The organism is Pseudomonas sp. 43A, from assembly GCF_013363935.1.
Lineage (GTDB): Bacteria > Pseudomonadota > Gammaproteobacteria > Pseudomonadales > Pseudomonadaceae > Aquipseudomonas > Aquipseudomonas crudilactis.
Window position 1 is genome coordinate 5,932,649 of sequence record NZ_CP054880.1, and the last position, 21,306, is coordinate 5,953,954.

General features: G+C 59.1%; 17 protein-coding genes. 5 read left to right on the forward strand and 12 right to left on the reverse strand.

Going from position 1 to position 21,306, the window contains the following annotated elements:
• Nucleotides 1-22: 22 nt before the first annotated feature.
• On the forward strand, nt 23-1,768 hold the full coding sequence (gene nagE / locus HUW52_RS26170) for an N-acetylglucosamine-specific PTS transporter subunit IIBC (protein WP_175555267.1): 1,746 nt from the start codon (nt 23-25) through the stop codon (nt 1,766-1,768).
• Nucleotides 1,769-1,817: 49 nt separating this feature from the next.
• On the opposite strand, the gene HUW52_RS26175 is transcribed toward nagE, so the two are convergent.
• Nucleotides 1,818-2,114 (reverse strand): hypothetical protein, encoded by a 297-nt coding sequence (locus HUW52_RS26175; protein ID WP_016986354.1) that lies wholly within the window; start codon nt 2,112-2,114, stop codon nt 1,818-1,820.
• Between the two features lie 224 nt (nt 2,115-2,338).
• The gene (locus HUW52_RS26180; protein WP_175555268.1) at nt 2,339-2,698 is read right to left on the reverse strand and encodes a DUF6124 family protein; all 360 of its coding nucleotides are present in this window, start codon (nt 2,696-2,698) and stop codon (nt 2,339-2,341) included.
• Between the two features lie 798 nt (nt 2,699-3,496).
• Between HUW52_RS26180 and HUW52_RS26185 the strand changes: the two genes are divergently transcribed.
• Complete coding sequence (locus HUW52_RS26185; RefSeq protein ID WP_175555269.1) at nt 3,497-3,727, forward strand: hypothetical protein; 231 nt, start codon at nt 3,497-3,499, stop codon at nt 3,725-3,727.
• A 534-nt stretch (nt 3,728-4,261) separates the two neighbouring features.
• Here the strand turns inward: HUW52_RS26185 and HUW52_RS26190 are convergent.
• Together HUW52_RS26190 and purL are read right to left on the reverse strand one after the other, a co-directional pair.
• Nucleotides 4,262-4,573, reverse strand: coding sequence for a YqfO family protein (locus tag HUW52_RS26190; protein WP_175555270.1), 312 nt, complete (start codon nt 4,571-4,573; stop codon nt 4,262-4,264).
• Nucleotides 4,574-4,578: 5 nt separating this feature from the next.
• Nucleotides 4,579-8,475, reverse strand: a complete 3,897-nt coding sequence (purL, locus tag HUW52_RS26195; protein WP_175555271.1) for a phosphoribosylformylglycinamidine synthase — start codon at nt 8,473-8,475, stop codon at nt 4,579-4,581.
• A 285-nt stretch (nt 8,476-8,760) separates the two neighbouring features.
• Here purL and mltF point away from each other — a divergent pair, with 285 nt between their 5' ends.
• A complete protein-coding gene (gene mltF, locus HUW52_RS26200) occupies nt 8,761-10,221 on the forward strand; it encodes a membrane-bound lytic murein transglycosylase MltF (protein WP_175555272.1) in 1,461 nt (486 codons plus the stop codon).
• A 123-nt stretch (nt 10,222-10,344) separates the two neighbouring features.
• Here the strand turns inward: mltF and pdxJ are convergent, their stop codons facing one another.
• From pdxJ to lptF, 8 genes are all read right to left on the reverse strand, one after another.
• Nucleotides 10,345-11,088, reverse strand: coding sequence for a pyridoxine 5'-phosphate synthase (gene pdxJ / locus HUW52_RS26205; protein ID WP_016986101.1), 744 nt, complete (start codon nt 11,086-11,088; stop codon nt 10,345-10,347).
• A 39-nt stretch (nt 11,089-11,127) separates the two neighbouring features.
• Complete coding sequence (recO, locus tag HUW52_RS26210; protein WP_016986100.1) at nt 11,128-11,817, reverse strand: DNA repair protein RecO; 690 nt, start codon at nt 11,815-11,817, stop codon at nt 11,128-11,130.
• A 167-nt stretch (nt 11,818-11,984) separates the two neighbouring features.
• Nucleotides 11,985-12,887, reverse strand: coding sequence for a GTPase Era (gene era, locus HUW52_RS26215; protein ID WP_016771562.1), 903 nt, complete (start codon nt 12,885-12,887; stop codon nt 11,985-11,987).
• Nucleotides 12,880-13,569: a ribonuclease III gene (gene rnc, locus HUW52_RS26220; protein ID WP_016986099.1), complete on the reverse strand. Its 690-nt coding sequence runs from the start codon at nt 13,567-13,569 to the stop codon at nt 12,880-12,882. Before rnc ends, era begins: the two co-directional genes overlap by 8 nt.
• Nucleotides 13,570-13,738: 169 nt before the next feature.
• Entirely contained in the window at nt 13,739-14,593 is an 855-nt protein-coding gene (gene lepB / locus HUW52_RS26225) for a signal peptidase I (protein ID WP_016986098.1), read from the reverse strand.
• 5 nt (nt 14,594-14,598) lie between these two features.
• Nucleotides 14,599-16,398 (reverse strand): translation elongation factor 4, encoded by a 1,800-nt coding sequence (gene lepA, locus HUW52_RS26230; protein ID WP_016986097.1) that lies wholly within the window; start codon nt 16,396-16,398, stop codon nt 14,599-14,601.
• A 173-nt stretch (nt 16,399-16,571) separates the two neighbouring features.
• Nucleotides 16,572-17,633 (reverse strand): LPS export ABC transporter permease LptG, encoded by a 1,062-nt coding sequence (gene lptG, locus HUW52_RS26235; RefSeq protein WP_016986096.1) that lies wholly within the window; start codon nt 17,631-17,633, stop codon nt 16,572-16,574.
• Nucleotides 17,626-18,747, reverse strand: a complete 1,122-nt coding sequence (lptF, locus tag HUW52_RS26240) for an LPS export ABC transporter permease LptF (RefSeq protein ID WP_016986095.1) — start codon at nt 18,745-18,747, stop codon at nt 17,626-17,628. The genes lptG and lptF overlap by 8 nt, the downstream gene beginning before the upstream one ends.
• A gap of 576 nt (nt 18,748-19,323) precedes the next feature.
• On the opposite strand from lptF, the gene HUW52_RS26245 reads away from it, so the two are divergent.
• A complete protein-coding gene (locus HUW52_RS26245; protein WP_077571238.1) occupies nt 19,324-20,814 on the forward strand; it encodes a leucyl aminopeptidase in 1,491 nt (496 codons plus the stop codon).
• A gap of 57 nt (nt 20,815-20,871) precedes the next feature.
• Nucleotides 20,872-21,300, forward strand: a complete 429-nt coding sequence (locus HUW52_RS26250) for a DNA polymerase III subunit chi (protein WP_175555273.1) — start codon at nt 20,872-20,874, stop codon at nt 21,298-21,300.
• The last annotated feature ends 6 nt before the right edge of the window (nt 21,301-21,306 follow it).

Consider the following 21,306-nt stretch of genomic DNA (forward strand, 5'->3'; position numbering starts at 1 on the left):
AACAACAAGAAGGAGAACCGCCATGTATCAACTCTTTATCGAAGGCCTGCAACGCCTCGGCCGCGCGCTGATGCTGCCGATCGCGATCCTGCCGATTGCCGGCCTGCTACTGCGCCTGGGTGACACCGACCTGCTGAACATCGCGATCATTCACGATGCCGGCCAGGTGATCTTCGCCAACCTGGCGATGATCTTCGCCATCGGCATCGCCGTCGGTTTCGCCAAGGACAACAACGGTACCGCCGGCCTCGCCGGGGTGATCGGTTATCTGGTGATGATCTCCACGCTCAAGGTGCTCGACGCGAGCATCAACATGGGCATGCTCGCCGGGATCGTCAGCGGCCTGATGGCCGGCGCGCTGTACAACCGCTTCAAGGACATCAAGCTGCCGGAGTACCTCGCGTTCTTTGGTGGCCGACGGTTTGTGCCGATTGTCACCGGGTTTGCGGCGGTCGGTCTGGGCGTGGTGTTCGGCTATATCTGGCCGCCGATCCAGCACGGCATCAACGCGTTTGGCGCGCTGATGATGGAAAGCGGCAGTATCGGCGCGTTCGTGTTTGGCGTGTTCAACCGCCTGCTGATCGTCACCGGCCTGCACCACATCCTCAACAACATGGCGTGGTTCGTGTTCGGTAACTTCACCGATCCGACTACCGGTGCGCTGGTGACCGGTGACCTGTCGCGCTACTTCGCTGGCGATCCGAAGGGTGGCCAGTTCATGACCGGCATGTTCCCGATGATGATCTTCGGCCTGCCAGCGGCATGCCTGGCGATGTACCGCAATGCGCTGCCGGAACGCCGCAAGGTCATGGGCGGGATCTTCCTGTCGATGGCGCTGACTTCGTTTTTGACCGGGGTGACCGAGCCGATTGAATTCGCCTTCATGTTTTTGGCACCGTTGTTGTATCTGCTGCATGCGCTGCTGACCGGGTTGTCGATGGCGATTACCAATGCGTTGAACATTCACCTCGGTTTCACCTTCTCCGGTGGCTTCATCGACATGGTGCTGGGTTGGGGGCGTTCTACCAATGGCTGGCTGGTGATACCGGTCGGGCTGGCGTACGCCGTGGTGTATTACGCGGTGTTTGATTTCTGTATTCGTCGCTTCAACTTGAAGACGCCGGGGCGTGAGGATGTCGCAACGGCAGAGAAAGTGGTTCTGACCGAGAACGAACGCGCCAGCGCTTATATCAAGGCATTGGGTGGTGCTGAAAATCTACTGACGGTCGGCGCCTGCACTACGCGGTTGCGCTTGGAAATGGTCGATCGCAACAAGGCGTCCGATGCTGATTTGAAAGCGTTGGGTGCGATGGCGGTTGTGCGTCCGGGCAAGGGTGGAAGTTTGCAGGTGGTGGTGGGGCCGATGGCGGACAGCATTGCGGATGAGATTCGCCTCGCCATGCCTTCACTGGGGCGTGCGGTTCTGGTTGAAACCGCTGTTGTTGCTGATGAGCCGAAAGCTTTTGTGGTCGCGAGTTCGGAAGCGCAGCAATGGCTGAATGCACTGGGTGGCGGCGACAACGTGCTGCAACTGGATTGCATTGCCATGAGCCGGATTCGCTTGTTGCTGGCAGATGGCAAGGCTCTGTCCGACGCGCAGTTAAAAGAGCTGGGTTGTCAGGGTGTCAGCCAGTTGGAGGGTGGTGTTTGGCACTTGTTGGTGGGTGACAAAGCTGCGAGTTTGAGTGGAGCACTTGAAGCTCTGCTCAATCGCATTGAGCCAAGTGCGAAGGTTTTAACCGCAATAAAAGTCCAACAGCCTTACTGACCCATGAAAAGCCGCCGTGCCAGGAAGCGCTGCGGCTTTTTATATCGTGTTACTTCGCTGGAACAACGATAAACGTGCGAACCGGTGACGTACCAGCGCTTCCTCTGGCCGTAACCGAATGAGCACCCACCATCAGACTCGTTAGGTGCGAATCCCAGAGTCCTGCAGCGCCGACGACTACTTGCCCCCTCAAAACAGCACCGTCGAAAATTTCAACTTTTTCTCCAGCATCTGCAACCCCGCTCAATTGCACAGAAGTTGCCGAGGTGGTGCCACCGTTGTCAATCACTCCCTTATCGTCTCTCACAGAGGTGATGACTGGCACAACATTTTTTTCAGCAGACATAGTCAAGTTCCTTCTTACCCGTTTGGATGGAAGGCTTATCTGACAGGAGTTGGAGGTATCGCGCCACTGTCAGAAATTACAGGTTAAGGGGTGTTTCCGATGAACGGTCAATGCCACATCTGCCACTGAGTTGAGCCGCGAACGTCAATCTACAAAGTCATGCGCTTGAGCAGGCTCGCCCCTATCCCAATGGGGCCAGCCTGTTTGCGATGTCCCCGTATGGATCAGGTTTGCGGGTCTACCCGATCCAGTGCGCGATTTACCGCCAGTTCGGCGAGCATGACGATTTGCTGGATGCCCAATACGGTGCTGCGCTGAGAACCGTTTAGCTCATTGGCGAAGTTGCCGGCCGCGGTACTTGCAGAGGCTAATGACTCGCAAGCGTGGGCGAGCAGGCTTTCGGTGTCGACCTGCGGACAGACCATGAACATGGTGCTAGGCCGGCGTGGCTTTGCGGGCTCGGGGCACAGGTAGAAGTCGAGGGCACGCTTGATGGCTTCGCGGTTTCGGGCCTGGTCTTCGGCGCGGAGGGCTTCTTCGAGTGGGGTTTTGGTTTCGGGTGGATCGGGTACGGGCTTAGTCATTGCAATGATCTCTAATCAATGATTGAGCCATCACTGGTCGTTTCTCACGCGACGAAGAGGTGGCAGCTATGTGCGGAGTGAGAAACCGGTAAGAGATCAACCCGGCCGAACCGAAGTCCGCCCGCACACAGCCGCCATAGAACATCACCAGCAGCAAATGAGCTGGCGGCGATTATGGTGCTACTGACGTTTGATTAAAACCTCTTACCGGGTTCTCACGCCCGATCACCGATTTGCGGTGACAGCCAAAGACTAGAGACCCGACGTCCGACGGACAACCTGAAAACCTTGTGGGAAGGTTCTGGCTATTCGACACATCATTAAACAGCCAAAAACAAACCCTCACCCTAGCCCTCTCCCAGAGGGAGAGGGGACTGACCGAGGTGTTTGGTGGATGTACGCCGACATGAAATACCAAGTCGAATTCAGGTTTTGAAAAGCCCATAAATCCCTCACTCTCCCCTAGCCGAACTCAGTTTCGCCCCCCACAAATCGGCCCCCTCTCTCCGAACCAAACTCAGGCTTGAATAGCACACAAATCGACTCCCTCTCCCTCGGGAGAGGGCTGGGCAGGCGGCGTTCCGATGAGGGGCGCCAGCACAAAACCCAAGTCGATCACACACCGCTCGAACAGGATGAGCGCCAGCTCGGCTGCCCCTCCCCACATTGCTGGCACTGTCAACTGTCAGGTCTGACAGTTGACCGCCTCGATCGACCTTACTACGTTGACTGAATCAGGCAGTTTTCATGTCGTAGCCTCGATAACCCGAAGCTCAACTCAAAAAGGATGGCTGCGACATGGCAAAGAAAATGACGGACGCAGAACAACTGGAGCATCTGAAAAAAACCTTCAAAGATCTTGATGAAAATACAGACGGGATTCTTACTTTCGAAGAGTTCGCCAACGGTGCCAAAGGCTTTGAAAAAACCATGAGGACTTGGGTTTGGGATGAATACAACAAGGACCGGAACAGCGAACTAACCCTGGAAGAGTACCTGGCCAGCCAAAACACGAAGCCCGCCGAATAGTTTCGTCACCTCCAGCTGGCAAGCCAGCTCCCACAGAAAAGCAAAGCAGCGCCACCTACTCGCTCCTGCTCCTCACCACTCAACAGGATGAGCGTTAGCTCGGCTGCAGCTCTTGATCTTGATCCACCGGCCCCGTCGGCAGGCTGAGTGGAGGGATTTATCCGGGGGTGGGAGCGCAGCGACCGTTTGGCGCAGCCAAATGCATCGAGAGGAGGTGCAGCGAAGCAAACCGTAGGCGATGCGCCCGGATGGATCCCGGAGCGAAGGAACCCCGAGCTTTAGCGAGTGGGCCGAACGTTGGGGCACAGACCTTTGGTTCCTTTGGGGCGTTTGCCAAAGGGACTCGCCGTAAGGGCGAAACCGCCAGCCGCAGCCCCCGAAGAAACGGATATTCACTCAGTCAGCCAGAGCATGGTCGCCTGTCAGGGCGCCATCGCGAGCAGGCTCACTCCTACAGAAAAGCAAATCGCAGGCAACAAAAAACCCGCAGACAATCACTCATCTGCGGGTTTCCCATTTCAGCAGCAAGAAAGATCAGAAATCTTCCAGCCGCCACACCTCATAAGCCGGCGTCTCGTAGGGATGGCTCAACTTGATCGCCGCCACTACAGCAACGATCAACTCATCCGCCACTACAAGCTCAACCTTCCATTCCTCAACCCGCTCAACCCGCCCCGCCTCGCCCATGAACGGCTGACTGCCGTCCAACGGTCGAAACTGCCCCAGACCGAGCACCTGCCAGGCACAGTGGTCATAGTCACCGATCCGCCCACCACCGGCAGCGAACACAGCCCCTTTGACCACCTCGACATGACTGTCAGGAACAAAAAAGGCGAGCTTGTACACAGGTCTTAGTTCACCCAAACGCGAGCATTACGGAACATACGCATCCAAGGTGCATCTTCGTTCCAGTCTTCCGAACGCCACGAGTTCTGCACCGCGCGGAACACACGCTCCGGGTGCGGCATCATGATCGTCACACGGCCATCACGGCTGGTGAGACCGGTAATCCCGCGCGGCGAACCGTTCGGGTTGGCCGGATACGACTCGGTGACCTTGCCATGGTTGTCGACGAAACGCATCGCCACGCAACCGGACAGATCGGCTTCCAGCAGTGCTTCTTCGCTGGAGAACTCAGCGTGACCTTCACCGTGAGCAATGGCGATCGGCATACGCGAACCGGCCATGCCCTGCAGGAAGATCGAGTTCGATTCCTGAATCTGCACCATCGCCACGCGCGCTTCGAACTGCTCGGAACGGTTACGCACGAAGTGCGGCCAGAACTCGCTGCCCGGGATCAGCTCGTGCAGGTTGGACATCATCTGGCAACCGTTGCACACGCCGAGGGTGAAGCTGTCGTTACGCTCGAAGAAGCCCTGGAACGCATCGCGGGCACGGCTGTTGAACAGCGCCGACTTGGCCCAGCCTTCACCGGCGCCAAGCACGTCGCCGTAGGAGAAACCACCGCACGCCACCAGACCTTTGAACTCGTTCAGGTCGACACGGCCAGCGAGGATGTCGCTCATGTGCACGTCGATCGCGTTGAAACCGGCGCGGTCGAACGCCGCCGCCATTTCCACCTGACCGTTGACGCCCTGCTCACGCAGCACGGCAACCTGTGGGCGAATGCCTTTCTTGATGTAAGGTGCGGCGATGTCCTGGTTGACGTCGTAGCTCAGCTTGACGCTCAGGCCCGGGTTATCTTCTTCCAGCAGCACGTCGAACTCTTGCTCGGCGCAGTCGGCGTTATCGCGCAGACGCTGAATCTGGTAGCTGGTTTCAGCCCAGGTACGTTGCAGCAGACGACGCTGACCTTCGAACACTGTGTCACCGTTGAAGGTGATGTTGATCTGGCCGTTGTTCATTGGCTGACCGATCACCGAAACGCAGTCGCCCAGACCGGCCGCGCTGAACTGCGCGAGAATGTCTGGCGTGGCGTCCTGACGAACCTGGATCACCGCACCCAGTTCTTCGTTGAACAGGATCGCAGCGATTTCGGCCGAGGACTCGGCAACGCTGTCGAGGTTCAGGCTCAGACCGCAGTGACCGGCGAAGGCCATTTCCACCACGGAAGTCAGCAGACCACCGTCGGAGCGGTCGTGGTACGCCAGCAGATGACCATCGGCGTTCAAGCCCTGGATCACGGCAAAGAAGGCTTTCAGGTCTTCGGCGTCATCGACGTCCGGCGCGTGTTTGCCGAGCTTGCCGTGTGTCTGAGCAAGGATCGAAGCACCCATACGGTTCTGACCGCGACCGAGGTCGATCAGGATCAGGTCGGTGGTGCCCTTGTCCATGCGCAGTTCCGGGGTCAGGGTCTGACGGATGTCAGCCACTGGCGCGAAACCGGTCACGATCAGCGACATCGGCGAGGTCACGGTTTTTTCTTCGCCGTTATCGTTCCAGCGAGTGGCCATGGACATCGAGTCCTTGCCCACCGGAATGGTGATACCCAGCTCAGGGCACAGTTCCATACCAACCGCTTTCACGGTGTCGTACAGACGCGCGTCTTCGCCCGGGTGGCCGGCAGCCGACATCCAGTTCGCCGACAGTTTGATGTCGGAGATCTTGTTGATGCGCGAAGCAGCGATGTTGGTCAGGGTTTCGCCGATGGCCATGCGGCCCGACGCCGGGGCGTCCAGCAATGCCAGCGGAGTACGCTCGCCCATCGCCATGGCTTCACCGGTGTAAACGTCGAAACTGGTGGCGGTGACGGCAACGTCAGCCACCGGAACCTGCCACGGGCCGACCATTTGGTCACGGGCCACGAGGCCGGTGATGGTGCGGTCGCCGATGGTGATCAGGAAGCTCTTGCTCGCCACGGCCGGGTGATGCAGAACGCGTTCGATGGACTCGGTGATGTCGAGGTTCGACGGATCGAAGTCATCGCCCAGCTCGGCTTCACGAACCACCGAACGGTGCATGCGCGGGGCTTTGCCCAGCAACACTTCCAGTGGCATGTCCACCGGGTTGTTGCCGAAGTGGCTGTCGGTCACGGTCAGTTGCGGTTCGGCAGTGGCTTCACCAACAACGGCAAACGGGCAACGCTCACGTTCGCAGATCGCCTGGAAGCGCGCGAAGTCTTCAGGGCCGACCGCGAGAACGTAACGTTCCTGGGATTCGTTGGACCAGATTTCGTGCGGGGCCATGCCCGGCTCGTCGTTTGGAATGTTGCGCAGTTCGAAACGGCCACCGCGGTCACCGTCGTTGACCAGTTCCGGGAAGGCGTTGGACAGACCGCCGGCCCCCACGTCGTGGATGAAGCTGATCGGGTTCTTGTCACCCAGTTGCCAGCAACGGTCGATGACTTCCTGGCAGCGACGTTCCATTTCTGGGTTTTCACGCTGTACGGAAGCGAAGTCGAGATCCGCCGAGCTGGTGCCGGTGGCCATCGAGGAAGCGGCGCCGCCACCCAGACCGATCAACATCGCCGGGCCGCCGAGCACGATCAGCTTGGAGCCAACGACGATCTCGCCTTTCTTGACGTGTTCTTCGCGGATGTTGCCCATGCCGCCAGCGAGCATGATCGGCTTGTGGTAACCACGAACTTCGTCACCGTGCGGGGTGGTGATCGATTGTTCGAAGGTACGGAAGTAGCCGGTCAGGGCCGGACGGCCGAATTCGTTGTTGAACGCGGCGCCGCCGAGCGGGCCTTCGATCATGATGTCCAGCGCGGTAACGATGCGCTCAGGCTTGCCGTACGGCACTTCCCACGGCTGTTCGAAGCCCGGGATCTGCAGGTTGGATACAGTGAAACCGGTCAGGCCAGCCTTGGGCTTGGCGCCACGGCCGGTTGCACCTTCGTCACGGATTTCGCCGCCGGAACCGGTCGATGCGCCCGGGAACGGAGCAATCGCAGTCGGGTGGTTATGGGTTTCAACCTTCATCAGGATGTGCACCGGCTCCTGCACCGCGCCGTACTGGCGGGTTTCAGGATTCGGGAAGAAACGGCCGGCAACGTTGCCGACGATCACCGAGGCGTTGTCCTTATAAGCCGACAGAACGCCTTCGCTGTGCATCACGTAGGTGTTCTTGATCATGCCGAACAGGCTTTTTTCCTGGTTCTCGCCATCAATATCCCAACTGGCGTTGAAGATCTTGTGACGGCAGTGCTCGGAGTTGGCCTGGGCGAACATCATCAGTTCGATGTCGTGCGGGTTGCGCTTGAGGCCGTTGAAGGCATCGACCAGATAGTCGATTTCGTCTTCGGCCAGGGCGAGGCCCAGCTCGGTGTTGGCTTTTTCCAGCGCGGCGCGACCACCACCGAGGATGTCGATGGCCGTCAGCGGCTTCGGTTCGGCGTGGCTGAACAGACCGGCGGCCTGTTCAAGGTTGGCCAGCACGATTTGAGTCATGCGGTCATGCAGCACGTCGGCAATCTGCTGGGCTTCGGCTTCGCTGAACTGACCGGCAACGTAGAAGGCGATACCGCGCTCCAGACGCTGGATCTTGCTCAGGCCGCAATTGCGGGCGATGTCGCTGGCCTTGCTCGACCATGGCGAGATGGTGCCGAAACGCGGCAACACCAGAAACAGACGACCGGTCGGCTCTTGTACCGGAACGCTTGGGCCGTACTTCAGAAGGCGCGCTAGCACCTGCTGTTCGTCGCCGGTCAGGACGCCGGTGACTTCGGCGAAGTGAGCGAATTCAGCATACAGGCCACTGACAGCTGGAACCTTCTGGCTCAGTTGCTCAAGGAGTTTGCTGTGGCGAAAGGCAGAAAGGGCAGGAGCGCCGCGCAGGATCAACATCTTCGGGACAGCCTCGGGAAGGGGTGTGCTTTGAGGCCGTGCATTCTAGCCTAAACCGCCCTCAACATCACCCGAAACGCTACGCACGGTTGCACTCGGGTATCAATCTGTGTTTCCGACTTCAGAGTCAGGTAAATCAGCTGTTCAGAGGCCGCTTATTTTTACTGTAACAAAAAGCCGTAAAGGCCCGTTTCTATGGGGTTTCGCTCGGTTTTGTGATCGCTAGCAGACTCGCCCTGCACTGTCGAGATATGGCGCCCGTGGCCGTTTGCGTATACTGCGCAGATGTTTTTTCCAACGGCTTTGCGTCCGCGGTACGCCAAATGGCTGATCGCAACCGGACTCTTCCTGATGCTCGGTGGCTGTGTTGATAAACCCAACACACTCGAGCGCGTAAAGGAGGATGGTGTGCTGCGGGTGATTACCCGTAACAGCCCCGCCACCTACTTCCAGGATCGCAGCGGTGAAACCGGCTTCGAATACGAGCTGGTGAAGCGTTTCGCCGACGATTTGGGCGTAGAGCTGAAGATCGAGACCGCCGACAACCTCGACGACCTGTTCAATCAGATCGGCAAACCCAACGGCCCGGTGCTGGCCGCCGCCGGTCTGGTCAGCAGCGATCAGCGCAAGCAGCAGGTGCGGTTCTCGCATTCCTATCTTGAGGTCACCCCGCAGATCATCTATCGCAATGGCCAGTCGCGGCCGACCGATCCCGGTGATCTGGTCGGCAAGAAGATCATGGTGCTCAAGGGCAGCACCCACGCCGAACAACTGGCGGAACTGAAAAAGAAATTCCCCGGTATCGAATACGAAGAGTCCGACGCAGTTGAAGTGGTCGACCTGCTGCGCATGGTCGATGAAGGTCAGATTGACCTGACCCTGGTCGACTCCAACGAAGTGGCGATGAATCAGGTGTACTTCACCAATATTCGCGTGGCCTTCGACCTCGGCGATGCGCGCAGCCAGAGCTGGGCGGTTGGTCCGGGCGAAGACAACAGTCTGCTCAACGAAATCAACGCGTATCTGGACAAGGTGCAGAAGAACGGCACCCTGCAACGCCTGAAGGATCGCTATTACGGCCACGTCGATGTCCTCGGCTACATGGGCGCCACGACCTTCGCCCAGCACTTGCAGCAGCGCCTGCCGAAATACGAGCAGCATTTCAAGAACTACGCGAAGAAAGAGAAAGTCGACTGGCGCCTGCTGGCGGCCATTGGTTATCAGGAATCGCTGTGGCAGCCGACGGTTACCTCGAAGACCGGCGTGCGCGGGTTGATGATGCTGACCCAGAACACTGCGCAAGCGATGGGCGTGTCCAACCGTCTCGATCCGAAGCAAAGCATCATGGGCGGGGCGAAATACCTGGCTTATATGAAGGATCAGCTCGACGACTCGATCAAGGAGCCGGATCGCACCTGGTTCGCCCTGGCAGCCTACAACGTGGGCAGCGGTCACCTCGATGACGCGCGCAAACTGACGGCCAAGGAAGGGTTGAACCCGGACAAATGGCTGGACGTGAAGAAGATCCTGCCGCGCCTGTCGCAGAAGCAGTGGTACAGCAAGACGCGTTATGGCTACGCCCGGGGCGGCGAGCCGGTGCATTTTGTGGCGAACATTCGTCGTTACTACGACATTCTGACCTGGGTGACGCAGCCGCAGCTTGAAGGCGATCAGGTGGCTGAGGGCAATCTGCATGTGCCCGGCATCGACAAGTCAAAACCCGCGCAAGAACCTGCCCCGCTCTAACAGACATCCCAATCAAATGTAGGAGTGAGCCTGCTCGCGATAGCGGTGTGTCAGTCAATTAATTTTGTCTGACACTTCGCTATCGCGAGCAGGCTCACTCCTACAAGGTTTTTGTGTTGAAGCTTAAGGCTTGGCAGCGGCCAGGATCAGCGCTTTCATCTCGGATACCGCGGACTTGAAGCCGACGAACAACGCATGCGCCACCAGTGCGTGGCCGATGTTCAGTTCGTTAATGCCCTTGATTGCCGCGACGGCTTCAACGTTGTGGTAGTGCAAGCCGTGACCCGCGTTTACGATCAAGCCTTGGGCCAAACCAAACGCCACGCCATCGGCAACGCGCTTGAGCTCTTCAGCCACTTCAGTCGGGGTTTCGGCATCGGCATAACGACCGGTGTGCAACTCGATGGCTGGAGCGCCAACACGCTTCGACGCCGCAATCTGCCGCTCATCAGCATCGATGAACAGCGACACTTCGCTGCCGATCTTCGACAGACGCTCGACCGCTGCCTTGATGCGCTCTTCCTGACCCGCTACATCCAGACCGCCTTCGGTAGTCAGCTCCTGGCGGGTTTCCGGGACCAGGCAAATGTGCGCCGGCCGGATGCGCTCGGCGAACGCCATCATTTCTTCGGTGACGCCCATTTCGAAGTTCATGCGGGTTTGCAGCACGTCCTTGAGCAACAGTACATCGCGCTCTTGAATGTGCCGGCGGTCTTCACGCAGGTGCACGGTAATGCCATCAGCGCCCGCCTCTTCCGCGTCCAGCGCCGCTTTGACCGGATCAGGGTAGCGCGTGCCACGGGCCTGACGCAGGGTGGCGACGTGGTCGATGTTCACGCCAAGAAGAATGCGATTGCTGGTGGTCACGGATGCGCTCCTGAATTGAGAGATTCGGCGCACAGCATATCAGGGCTTTCGAAACAGCTCGCGACTGACGAGAGGACGACCGCCCAGGTGAACAGCCAGTGCCTGACGCATCAAGCGCTTGGCGGCGGACAACGCGCCGGGGGCGGTCCAGTCGGCTTCGGCCATGGCCAGTAATTCAACGCCGTTGAACAGACCGGGTTGCAGCAGGAAAACCCTCTCAAGCCCCGCATCCACTTGCAGGCGATAGAGGCCGTCCGCCGCGACAGGCTCGCCATGGATATCAGTGTTCAGGGAAAAACCGTAACCGAGGTCGTCCAGCAGACGCCATTCGAAGGAGCGCAGCAATGGCTCAAGCGGTCTACCTTCAGCCAATGCCAGCAAGGTCGCGGCATAGTGATCGAATACACCCGGATGCGGATCCTCGGCCGGCAGCAAGCGGATCAGCAACTCATTGAGATAGAGACCGCTGAACAGTGCCTCGCCGTTGAGCCACGCCGAAGTGCCAGAACTCTCCATGCGCCCGACATTCTTCAACTCACCCTTGCCACGAAATTCGACTTCCAGCGACACGAATGGTCGCGCCAACGTCCCGGCCTTGCCCCGCGCACTGCGCAACACCGCCCGCAGCCGCCCTTGCGGCGTGAGGAAATCCACCAACGCACTGGTTTCGCGGTAGGCGCGGGAGTGCAGGACGTAGGCGGGTTGGGCGGGAGGCGGGTTTGAGGACATGGAACTCTCATGGATAAAACGCGGTTTTATATTCACCCCAAAACCACTGTGGGAGCGAGCTTGCTCGCGAATGCAGGGTGTCAGTCAACAAATATGTCGTCTGGCACTACGCCTTCGCGAGCAAGCTCGCTCCCACAGGTTTTTTCGGTGTTGCGACAACCGCGTACTTACAGGTCGCCGTAACCCAGCGAACGCAGCGCACGCTCGTCGTCGGACCAGCCGCCCTTCACCTTGACCCACAGGTTGAGCATGATCTTGGAGTCGAACAGCAATTCCATATCCTTGCGCGCTTCGGTGCCGATGCGCTTGATGCGCTCGCCCTTGTCGCCAATGATGATCTTCTTCTGGCCGTCGCGCTCAACAAGGATCAAGGCATGGATGTGCAAGGTTTTGCCCTGCTGCTTGAACTCTTCGATTTCGACGGTGATCTGGTACGGCAGCTCGGCGCCCATCTGGCGCATGATCTTCTCGCGTACCAGTTCGGCGGCGAGGAAACGGCTGCTGCGGTCGGTGATCTGGTCTTCCGGGAAGAAGTGATCGTTCTCCGGCAGGTGATCGGCAATGACCTTTTCCAGTGCTTCGAGGTTATGCCCGTGCTGCGCGGAAATCGGAATGATCTGCGCGTTCGGCAGTTGTTCCTGCAACCAGCTGAGGTGCGGCATCAGCTCGGCTTTGTCTTCGATGCGGTCGGTCTTGTTCAGCGCGACGATCAGTGGGCCGGTCACGTATTGCACGCGCTCCAGCACCATCTGGTCTTCGTCGGTCCACTTGGTGCGATCGACCACGAAGATCACCACATCGACGTCTTTCAACGCCGCCGAAGCGGTTTTGTTCATGTAACGGTTCAGGGCCTTTTCGCCACCCTTGTGCATGCCGGGCGTGTCGACGTAGATCGCCTGCACGTCACCTTCGGTTTTGATCCCGAGCATGTTGTGGCGAGTGGTCTGCGGCTTGCGCGAAGTGATCGCGAGCTTCTGGCCGAGGATGTGGTTCAGCAGCGTCGACTTACCGACGTTGGGACGGCCGACGATGGCAACATAGCCACAGCGAGTTGCGTTTGTATCAGTCATTGCCATTCTCCACGCCCAGGGCAATCAGTGCTGCAGCGGCCGCTACCTGTTCGGCAATACGACGGCTCACACCCTGACCTCGGCTTTTTTCATTCAGTAAGACAACTTCGCATTCGACGAAGAAGGTTCGGCAGTGCGGCTCACCCTGGATATCCACCACTTCGTAGCGTGGCAGATCGCAACCGCGCGATTGCAGGTGTTCCTGCAAACGGGTCTTCGGATCCTTGTTGGTGTCGACCAGCGTCAGGCCTTCGAACTCGCCAGCCAGCCAGGCCAGCACGCGCTCACGCGCCATGTCCATACCGGCATCGAGATAGATCGCACCGATCAACGCTTCGAGGGCATCGGCCAGAATCGATTCGCGACGGAAACCACCGCTTTTCAACTCGCCGGAGCCCAGTCTCAGGTAATCGCCAAGGTCAAAACCACGCGCCAGTACGGCCAGCGTCTCACCTTTTACCAGGCGTGCGCGCAAACGCGACAACTGGCCTTCGCGGGCCAGCGGGAAGCGATCGAACAGCGCCTCGCCAGCGACGAAGTTGAGGATGGCATCACCGAGGAATTCCAGGCGTTCGTTGTTACGCCCGGCAAAACTGCGATGCGTGAGGGCCAGCAGCATCAGCTCCTGATCCTTGAAGGTGTAACCGAGCTGGCGCTCGAGACGGCTTAGAGAAACGCTCACGGTTTACCCACGCTGAGTTCGTGGCTGGATTCCACTGCCATCGCCGGGATGCGGCGCAGGCCTGGGACAATTAACGCTGTGTTCAAAAATTAAATCCTGGCGATTGCGAAGCCGATTGTGCCGGCTCCAGAAATGCATTCGGCGCTGTGGTCAACAGCGCCGTGTGTGATTACTTGATCAGGCCAACCCGCGAAAAATTCGGCAGGTGACTGAGTTTCGGCTCCGGCCAGCTCATCCAGACCGCGAAGGCCTTGCCGACGATATTCTGGTCGGGAACCATGCCCAGCAGATCCTTGGGAATGTTCGGATCATCCCAGTAGCGACTGTCGTTCGAGTTGTCGCGGTTGTCGCCCATCATGAAGTAGTGCCCGGCGGGCACTGTCCACGAGCGATCCGGCGTGGCGCGGTAGCGGCTCATTTCCTTGCGGATCAGATGCTCGGCGGCGCCCAGTTTCTCTTTGTATAGCTCGGCGCTGCCCAGTGTGCCCGGCTCGGCGCCGACCATCTGCTCGGCAATCGACTCGCCATTGACGAACAGACGCTTGTCGGCGGTGTAACGCACCGTGTCGCCTGGCAGACCGACTACACGCTTTATGTAGTTGACGTTCGGATCGCTCGGGTAGCGGAACACCATCACATCGCCACGCTGCGGGTCACCGACTTCGATGATTTTCTTGTCGATCACCGGCAGGCGGATCCCGTAGGAAAATTTGCTCACCAGAATGAAGTCGCCGACGTCCAGGGTCGGTTTCATCGAGCCCGACGGGATCTGGAACGGTTCCACGAGGAACGAACGCAGCACCAGCACGATGAACAGCACCGGAAAGAACGACTTGCCGTATTCAACCAGCAGCGGCTCTTTGTTCAGCTTCTCGACCACCACGACATCCGGCTGGCTGACACTGCCTTGATAAGAGGCAATGGCAGCACGCCGACGCGGTGCCAGGATCAACAGATCGAGCAACGCCAACAGGCCGCAGACAAACACGGCGATGACCAGCAACAGCGGGAAATTTAGTGACATAGGACCTAACTATCCAACCTGAGCACGGCAAGGAAGGCTTCTTGTGGAATTTCCACGTTGCCGACCTGCTTCATGCGTTTCTTACCGGCCTTTTGCTTCTCGAGCAGTTTCTTCTTACGGCTGACGTCACCGCCGTAGCATTTGGCCAATACGTTCTTTCTGAGCGCCTTGACGGTTGTCCGGGCAACGATCTGACCACCGATGGCAGCTTGAATCGCCACGTCGAACATCTGACGAGGAATCAGTTCTTTCATCTTCTCGGTCAACTGGCGACCTTTGTAGTGCGAGTTGTCACGGTGCACGATCAACGCGAGGGCATCGACCTTGTCGCCGTTGATCAGCACATCCAGTTTCACCAGATTAGCCGATTGGTAACGGTCGAAATGGTAATCCAGCGAAGCATAGCCGCGACTGGTGGATTTGAGACGGTCGAAGAAGTCCAGGACCACTTCGTTCATCGGCAGGTCGTAAGTGACCTGCACCTGATTGCCGAGGAACAGCATGTCGACTTGAACGCCGCGCTTCTCGATGCACAGGGTGATGACGTTGCCCAAGTGTTCCTGCGGCACCAGAATGTTGGCCCGCACGATCGGCTCGCGCATGTCTTCGATCGACGACACATCCGGAAGCTTGGATGGGTTGTCGACGTAAATCGTTTCACCGGTTTTCAGCACCAGCTCGAAAATTACCGTTGGCGCGGTGGTGATCAGGTCCAGGTCGTACTCGCGCTCGAGGCGCTCCTGAATGATCTCCATGTGCAGCATGCCAAGGAAGCCGCAACGGAAGCCGAAGCCCAGTGCGTCGGAGCTTTCCGGGGTGTACTGCAGCGACGAGTCGTTGAGGGTCAGCTTCTGCAGCGCTTCGCGGAAATCCTCGAAGTCGTCGGAACTGACCGGGAACAGACCGGCGTAAACCTGTGGCTGGATGCGTTTGAAGCCGGGCAGCACTTCAACGTCCGGGGTCGAACTCAGGGTCAGGGTGTCACCGACCGGTGCACCGTGAATGTCCTTGATGCTGGCGATGATGAAGCCCACTTCGCCGGCCTTGAGGTCAGCGGTGGCGGTGTGTTTCGGGTTGAATACACCAACGCTGTCGACCAGATGGATCTTGCCGGTGGACTTGACGAGGATCTTGTCGCCCTTCTTCACGCGGCCATGACGCACGCGCACCAGGGAGACAACGCCCAGGTAGTTGTCGAACCAGGAGTCGATGATCAACGCTTGCAGCGGATCTTCGATGTTGCCGGTCGGCGCAGGAATGGTGTGCACCAGACGCTCGAGCACTTCGTCGACACCCAGGCCGGTCTTGGCGCTGCACGTGACGGCGTCGGTGGCGTCGATGCCGATGATCTTCTCGATCTCATCCTTGACGCGATCAGGATCGGCCTGCGGCAGGTCGATCTTGTTCAGCACCGGCATGACCTCAAGGCCCTGCTCGATGGCGGTGTAGCAGTTCGCTACGGACTGAGCTTCAACGCCCTGACCGGCGTCGACTACCAGCAAAGCACCTTCACACGCGGCCAGGGAACGGCTGACTTCGTAGGTGAAGTCGACGTGGCCCGGGGTGTCAATGAAGTTCAGCTGATACTTGATGCCGTCTTTGGCGGTGTAATAGAGGGTAACGCTGTGGGCCTTGATGGTGATCCCGCGTTCACGCTCCAGATCCATGGAATCCAGTACCTGGGCTTCCATTTCACGCTCGGCCAGGCCGCCGCACATCTGGATGAAACGGTCAGCCAGCGTCGACTTGCCATGGTCAATGTGGGCGATGATGGAGAAATTGCGGATATGACTCAAATCACTCACGGATCAACACTCAAAAAGGCTGCAGGCATGGCCCGCCGAAAAATAGCCGGGAATTGTACCTGATACACGGCGCAAGCGTCACGTTCGCCTGTCACCCGGATTGCATGCAAAAACGCCCCGATCTGTCGACCGAGGCGTTTTCGAGGTTTGAAGCACAGGTCAATCGCCTGTTATCAACCGGCTCTTCGCAGCAGCCAGACACCCGCCAGCGCACAGACACCGGCCGGCACCAGCACCGCGAACAGCGGCGAGAAACCGAACACCAGGCTGGAGGGACCGAGCAAATCCTGGACGATACGGAAGGTGAAGCCCACCAGCACACCGGTGAACACGCGCTGACCGAGGGTCACCGAACGCAACGGACCGAAGATGAAGGAGATCGCCATCAACACCAGAGCGGCAGTGACCAGCGGCTGCAACACCTTGACCCAAAATGCCAGCCAGTAGCGGCCGTTGCTCAGGCCCTGCTCGGACAAATAGTGGATATAGCCCCACAGACCACTGATCGACAGCGATTCCGGTGCCATGACCACAGTGCTGAGCAGTTGCGGGCTCAACGCCACGTCCCATTCTTCGCTCGGGGTATTGACGACTTCAGTGCTGCGCTCATGGAACCGCGTGGTAGCAACGTCAGTGAGCTGCCACTTATTACCGTCGAATTCAGCCTTCTTGGCGAAGCTTGAACTCAGCAGATGACGCTCCTTGTCGAAGTGATAGCGGGTCACGCCGTACAGCAGGCCGTTCGGTTGCACGGCGTTGATGTGGATAAATTCCTCACCCTGACGGTGCCACATACCGTGCTTGGCGCTTTGCGCGTCACCACTGCCCTGCGCCAGCGAGCGATTGGCCTGCGCCATGCTTTCGGTCGCCGGAGCAACGTATTCGCCGATCAGCACGCCCGCCAGCATCAGCACCAGCATCGGCTTCATGACCGCCCAGACGATACGGCCGATGGACACACCGGCAGCACGCATTACAGTCAGCTCGCTGCTGCTGGCCAGACTGCCGAGACCGATCAGGCAACCAATCAATGCGGCCATCGGCAGCATCTCGTAGAGACGACGTGGCGCGGTCAGCAACACGAAGCTCAGCACATCAACGAGGGTGTAGGTGTCGCTAACGTCGCCCATCTCGTCGATGAAGGCGAACAAGGTCGCCAGACCGAGAATGATGGCCAGCACGGCGATGATCGCCATGAACACGCTGCTGCCGATGTAGCGGTCGAGTTTAACCACGGGCCACCTCCAGCGCAGCGGAACGACGACTGGCCATCTTCAGGCGTAGAGGCTCCCAATAGAGCAGGCCGAGACCGATGACAAGGAAGATCGCATGCACCCACCACAGGCCGAGGGCCGGCGGGATCTTGCCTTTTTCAAGGGCGCCGCGGGCGGCAATCAGAATGGTCAGGTAAGCCATATAAAGAAGAATCGCCGGCAGCAGCTTGAGGAAACGCCCTTGGCGCGGATTGACTCGCGACAGCGGCACCGCCATCAGGGTCACGATAAATACCAGCAACGGCAGGGACAAACGCCATTGCAGCTCGGTTTTGGAGCGGATGTCATCGCTGCCCAGCAGAGACGAGGTCGGCATGGCGTCACGGTCGGTGACTTCTTCGCTGACGTCTGGCTTGGGCAACAGCACACCGTAGGTTTCGTAGTGAATGGCGCGGTAATCGGCCTGCCCCGGGCTGCCGTCGTAGCGATAGCCGTTATCGAGGATCAGGTAGCGATTGCCGTCGGGGCGCACTTCCTGGCGACCGCTTTCGGCCACCAGCACGGAAATCCCGCGATCCTTTTGATCGGCACCGAGGTTCTTCTGCGAAATGAATACGCTGCCCAGATTGACGCGATCGTCGCTCAGGGTTTCGGTATAGGTCACCCGAGTACCGTCACGCAGGGCCTGGAAACGCCCCGGCTCGAGGGTGTCGAATTCAGTCAGCGCGTCCTGCTTGTTCAGCAGCAACTGGAACTGGTTGGCGCCTTGCGGGGCCAGGCCCAGACTCAGCCACGCCACGACCAGCGCGACCAGCGTCGCTGGAAACAAGGTCATGCGAAACAGCTTCTGCTGGCTCATGCCTGTGGCCGAAAGCACAGTCATCTCGCTTTCCAGGTACAGCCGACCGTACGCCAGCAGGATCCCGAGGAACAGGCCCAGCGGCAGAATCAGTTGCAGGAACCCCGGCAGACGAAAGCCCATGATCAGGAACAAAGAGCCCGGATCGAGCTGGCCGGCAGCGGCCTGAGCCAGATATTTGATGAAGCGACCGCTCATGATGATGACCAGCAGCACGGCACTCACGGCGCTGAGGGTCAGCAGGACTTCGCGGGACAGATAACGGAAGACGATCAAACCAGACACTCCAGGGTTGTCAGGCTAAGGCGGCCAAACAAGCAAACACATCGACCGGCCCGCAACGCAGAGCCGTCGAAAAAAGATGCGGCATTATCCTGTGATTGAGGGCGCCTGTCACTGCGCACACTCATCCATGTCTGTAATCCTTTGCGGATCGTACAACCTAGGGGGCGTTCTCAATTAGTTTTCACACCGCGCCGGGTCTGCTGTTGTGCAGGGCAAGGCGCGAGAAGTGTGGCTTGGTCATTCCAAATAAGCTTCGAGCAACGCAGCCCTGCACAACAGCAGGCCCGGCCCTTCGGGTTGTGCCTTAAAGCCGGCCAGTCTGCGTTGCAGGCCTTGGAAAGGGAACAACCATTCCCAGCGGCCTGCGCCTTGCCTGGCTGGCTTTAAGGCGACAACGCGGTGTGAAAACTAATTGAGAACGCCCCCTAGGGTTGTCAGGCGCAGTGAGCGAGGTTCAAACTGCGGCCCTTGTCGCAGGCTTTGGCCTGCGCCTCTTCTATCTATAAGCAGGCGACTGCGGACACCGTCGAACGCCTGCATGTTGACCATTCATTCAGGGATCCGGACATGGAACTGGTTGTAAAAAGCGTTAGCCCAGAAACGTTGAAAACCGCCACCCTGGTGGTTGCCGTCGGCGAAGGCCGCAAACTCGGCGTCGCGGCCAAACAGGTTGATGAGCTGAGCGGTGGCGCCATCAGCGCCGTACTCAAGCGTGGCGATCTGGCTGGCAAGGTCGGTCAGAGTCTGTTGCTGCACAGCCTGCCGAACCTCAAAGCCGAGCGCGTGCTGCTGGTCGGCGTGGGCAAGGATGAAGAACTGGGCGACCGTCCGTTCCGCAAAATCGTGGCCGGCATCCTCAACACCCTGAAGGGTCTGGGCGGCAGCGACGCCGTGCTGGCGCTGGATGAAGTTATTGTCAAAAACCGTGACAGCTACGGCAAAACCCGTCTACTGGCGGAAACCCTGGTGGACGGCGAATACACCTTCGACCAGTTCAAGAGCCAGAAAGCCGAACCGCGCGCCCTGAAAAAAATCACCCTGCTGACCATCAAGGCTGCCCAAGCTGAAGTGCAGCGCGCCGTGAACCACGCTACTGCGATCGCCAACGGCATGGCCTTCACCCGCGATCTGGGCAACCTGCCGCCGAACATCTGCCACCCGACCTTCCTCGGCGAACAAGCCAAGAATCTGGGCAAAGAGTTCAAGGATCTGAAAGTCGAAGTCCTCGACGAGAAGAAGATCAAATCCCTGGGCATGGGCTCGTTCTACGCCGTCGGCCAAGGCAGCGAGCAACCGCCGCGCCTGATCGTCATGCAATACAACGGCGGCAAGAAATCCGAGAAGCCGTACGCGCTGGTTGGTAAAGGCATCACCTTCGACACCGGCGGCATCAGCCTGAAACCAGGCGCCGGCATGGACGAAATGAAGTACGACATGGGCGGCGCGGCCTCCGTGTTCGGTACCCTGCGTGCCGTGCTTGAACTGAAATTGCCGATCAACCTGGTGTGCATCCTCGCCTGCGCCGAGAACATGCCTAGCGGCAACGCGACCCGTCCGGGCGATATCGTCACCACCATGAGCGGCCAGACCGTGGAAATCCTCAACACCGACGCCGAAGGCCGACTGGTGCTGTGCGACGCGCTGACCTACTCCGAGCGCTTCAAGCCTCAAGCGGTGATCGACATCGCCACCCTGACCGGCGCTTGCGTCGTTGCCTTGGGCGCCCACACTTCGGGCCTGCTGGGCAACAACGACGAACTGATCGACCAACTGCTCAGCGCCGGTAAAGCCGCTGATGACCGTGCATGGCAATTGCCGCTGTTCGACGAATACCAGGAGCAACTGGACAGCCCGTTCGCCGACATCGCCAACATTGGCGGGCCGAAAGCCGGCACCATCACTGCTGCGTGCTTCCTGTCGCGCTTCACCAAGAACCTCAACTGGGCGCACCTGGACATCGCGGGCACCGCATGGACCAGCGGCGGCAAGGACAAAGGCGCAACCGGTCGTCCGGTGCCTCTGTTGACCCAGTACCTGCTGGATCGCGCCAAAGCCTGAACCCGCTGATGGGCGGCGTTACCTTCGGGTGACGCCGCTTGCTGCTCTGGAACCGCAATGACCAAAGTCGACTTCTATATCCTGCCCAGCGCTGACCCTTCGGCGCGCCTGGACTTTGCCTGCAAGCTCACCGAGAAAGCCTGGCGCATGGGCCATCGCATCTACCTGCATTGCAGCGATGCCGCTCAGCGCGATGATCTCGATGCACGCCTGTGGGCATTCAAGGGCGAAACGTTTGTACCTCACGGCCCGGCCGACAGCGAACCGGACGGTTTGATTGTGTTGGGTCTGGGTGAAGACTGCGGTCAGCATCAGGATTTGCTGGTTAATCTCGACCTGAAAGTCCCAGCCTTTGCCAACAAATTCGCCCGCGTGGCGGAAGTGGTGGTCGAAGATCCGTCGATCCGGGCGGCCGCGCGGGAGAGTTTCCGTTTCTACCGTGAACAGGGCTATCCTCTGCAAGACCACCGTTTACAGCGACTCTGAGCACTC

Excerpts from the sequence above, each read along its gene's own strand:
- HUW52_RS26180 (WP_175555268.1), bottom strand. The coding sequence starts at position 2,698 with ATGACTAAGCCCGTACCCGATCCACCCGAAACCAAAACCCCACTCGAA.
- HUW52_RS26175 (WP_016986354.1), bottom strand. The coding sequence starts at position 2,114 with ATGTCTGCTGAAAAAAATGTTGTGCCAGTCATCACCTCTGTGAGAGAC.
- purL (WP_175555271.1), bottom strand. The coding sequence starts at position 8,475 with ATGTTGATCCTGCGCGGCGCTCCTGCCCTTTCTGCCTTTCGCCACAGC.
- HUW52_RS26250 (WP_175555273.1), top strand. The coding sequence starts at position 20,872 with ATGACCAAAGTCGACTTCTATATCCTGCCCAGCGCTGACCCTTCGGCG.
- mltF (WP_175555272.1), top strand. The coding sequence starts at position 8,761 with ATGTTTTTTCCAACGGCTTTGCGTCCGCGGTACGCCAAATGGCTGATC.
- recO (WP_016986100.1), bottom strand. The coding sequence starts at position 11,817 with ATGTCCTCAAACCCGCCTCCCGCCCAACCCGCCTACGTCCTGCACTCC.
- nagE (WP_175555267.1), top strand. The coding sequence starts at position 23 with ATGTATCAACTCTTTATCGAAGGCCTGCAACGCCTCGGCCGCGCGCTG.
- lepB (WP_016986098.1), bottom strand. The coding sequence starts at position 14,593 with ATGTCACTAAATTTCCCGCTGTTGCTGGTCATCGCCGTGTTTGTCTGC.
- HUW52_RS26245 (WP_077571238.1), top strand. The coding sequence starts at position 19,324 with ATGGAACTGGTTGTAAAAAGCGTTAGCCCAGAAACGTTGAAAACCGCC.
- HUW52_RS26185 (WP_175555269.1), top strand. The coding sequence starts at position 3,497 with ATGGCAAAGAAAATGACGGACGCAGAACAACTGGAGCATCTGAAAAAA.
- era (WP_016771562.1), bottom strand. The coding sequence starts at position 12,887 with ATGACTGATACAAACGCAACTCGCTGTGGCTATGTTGCCATCGTCGGC.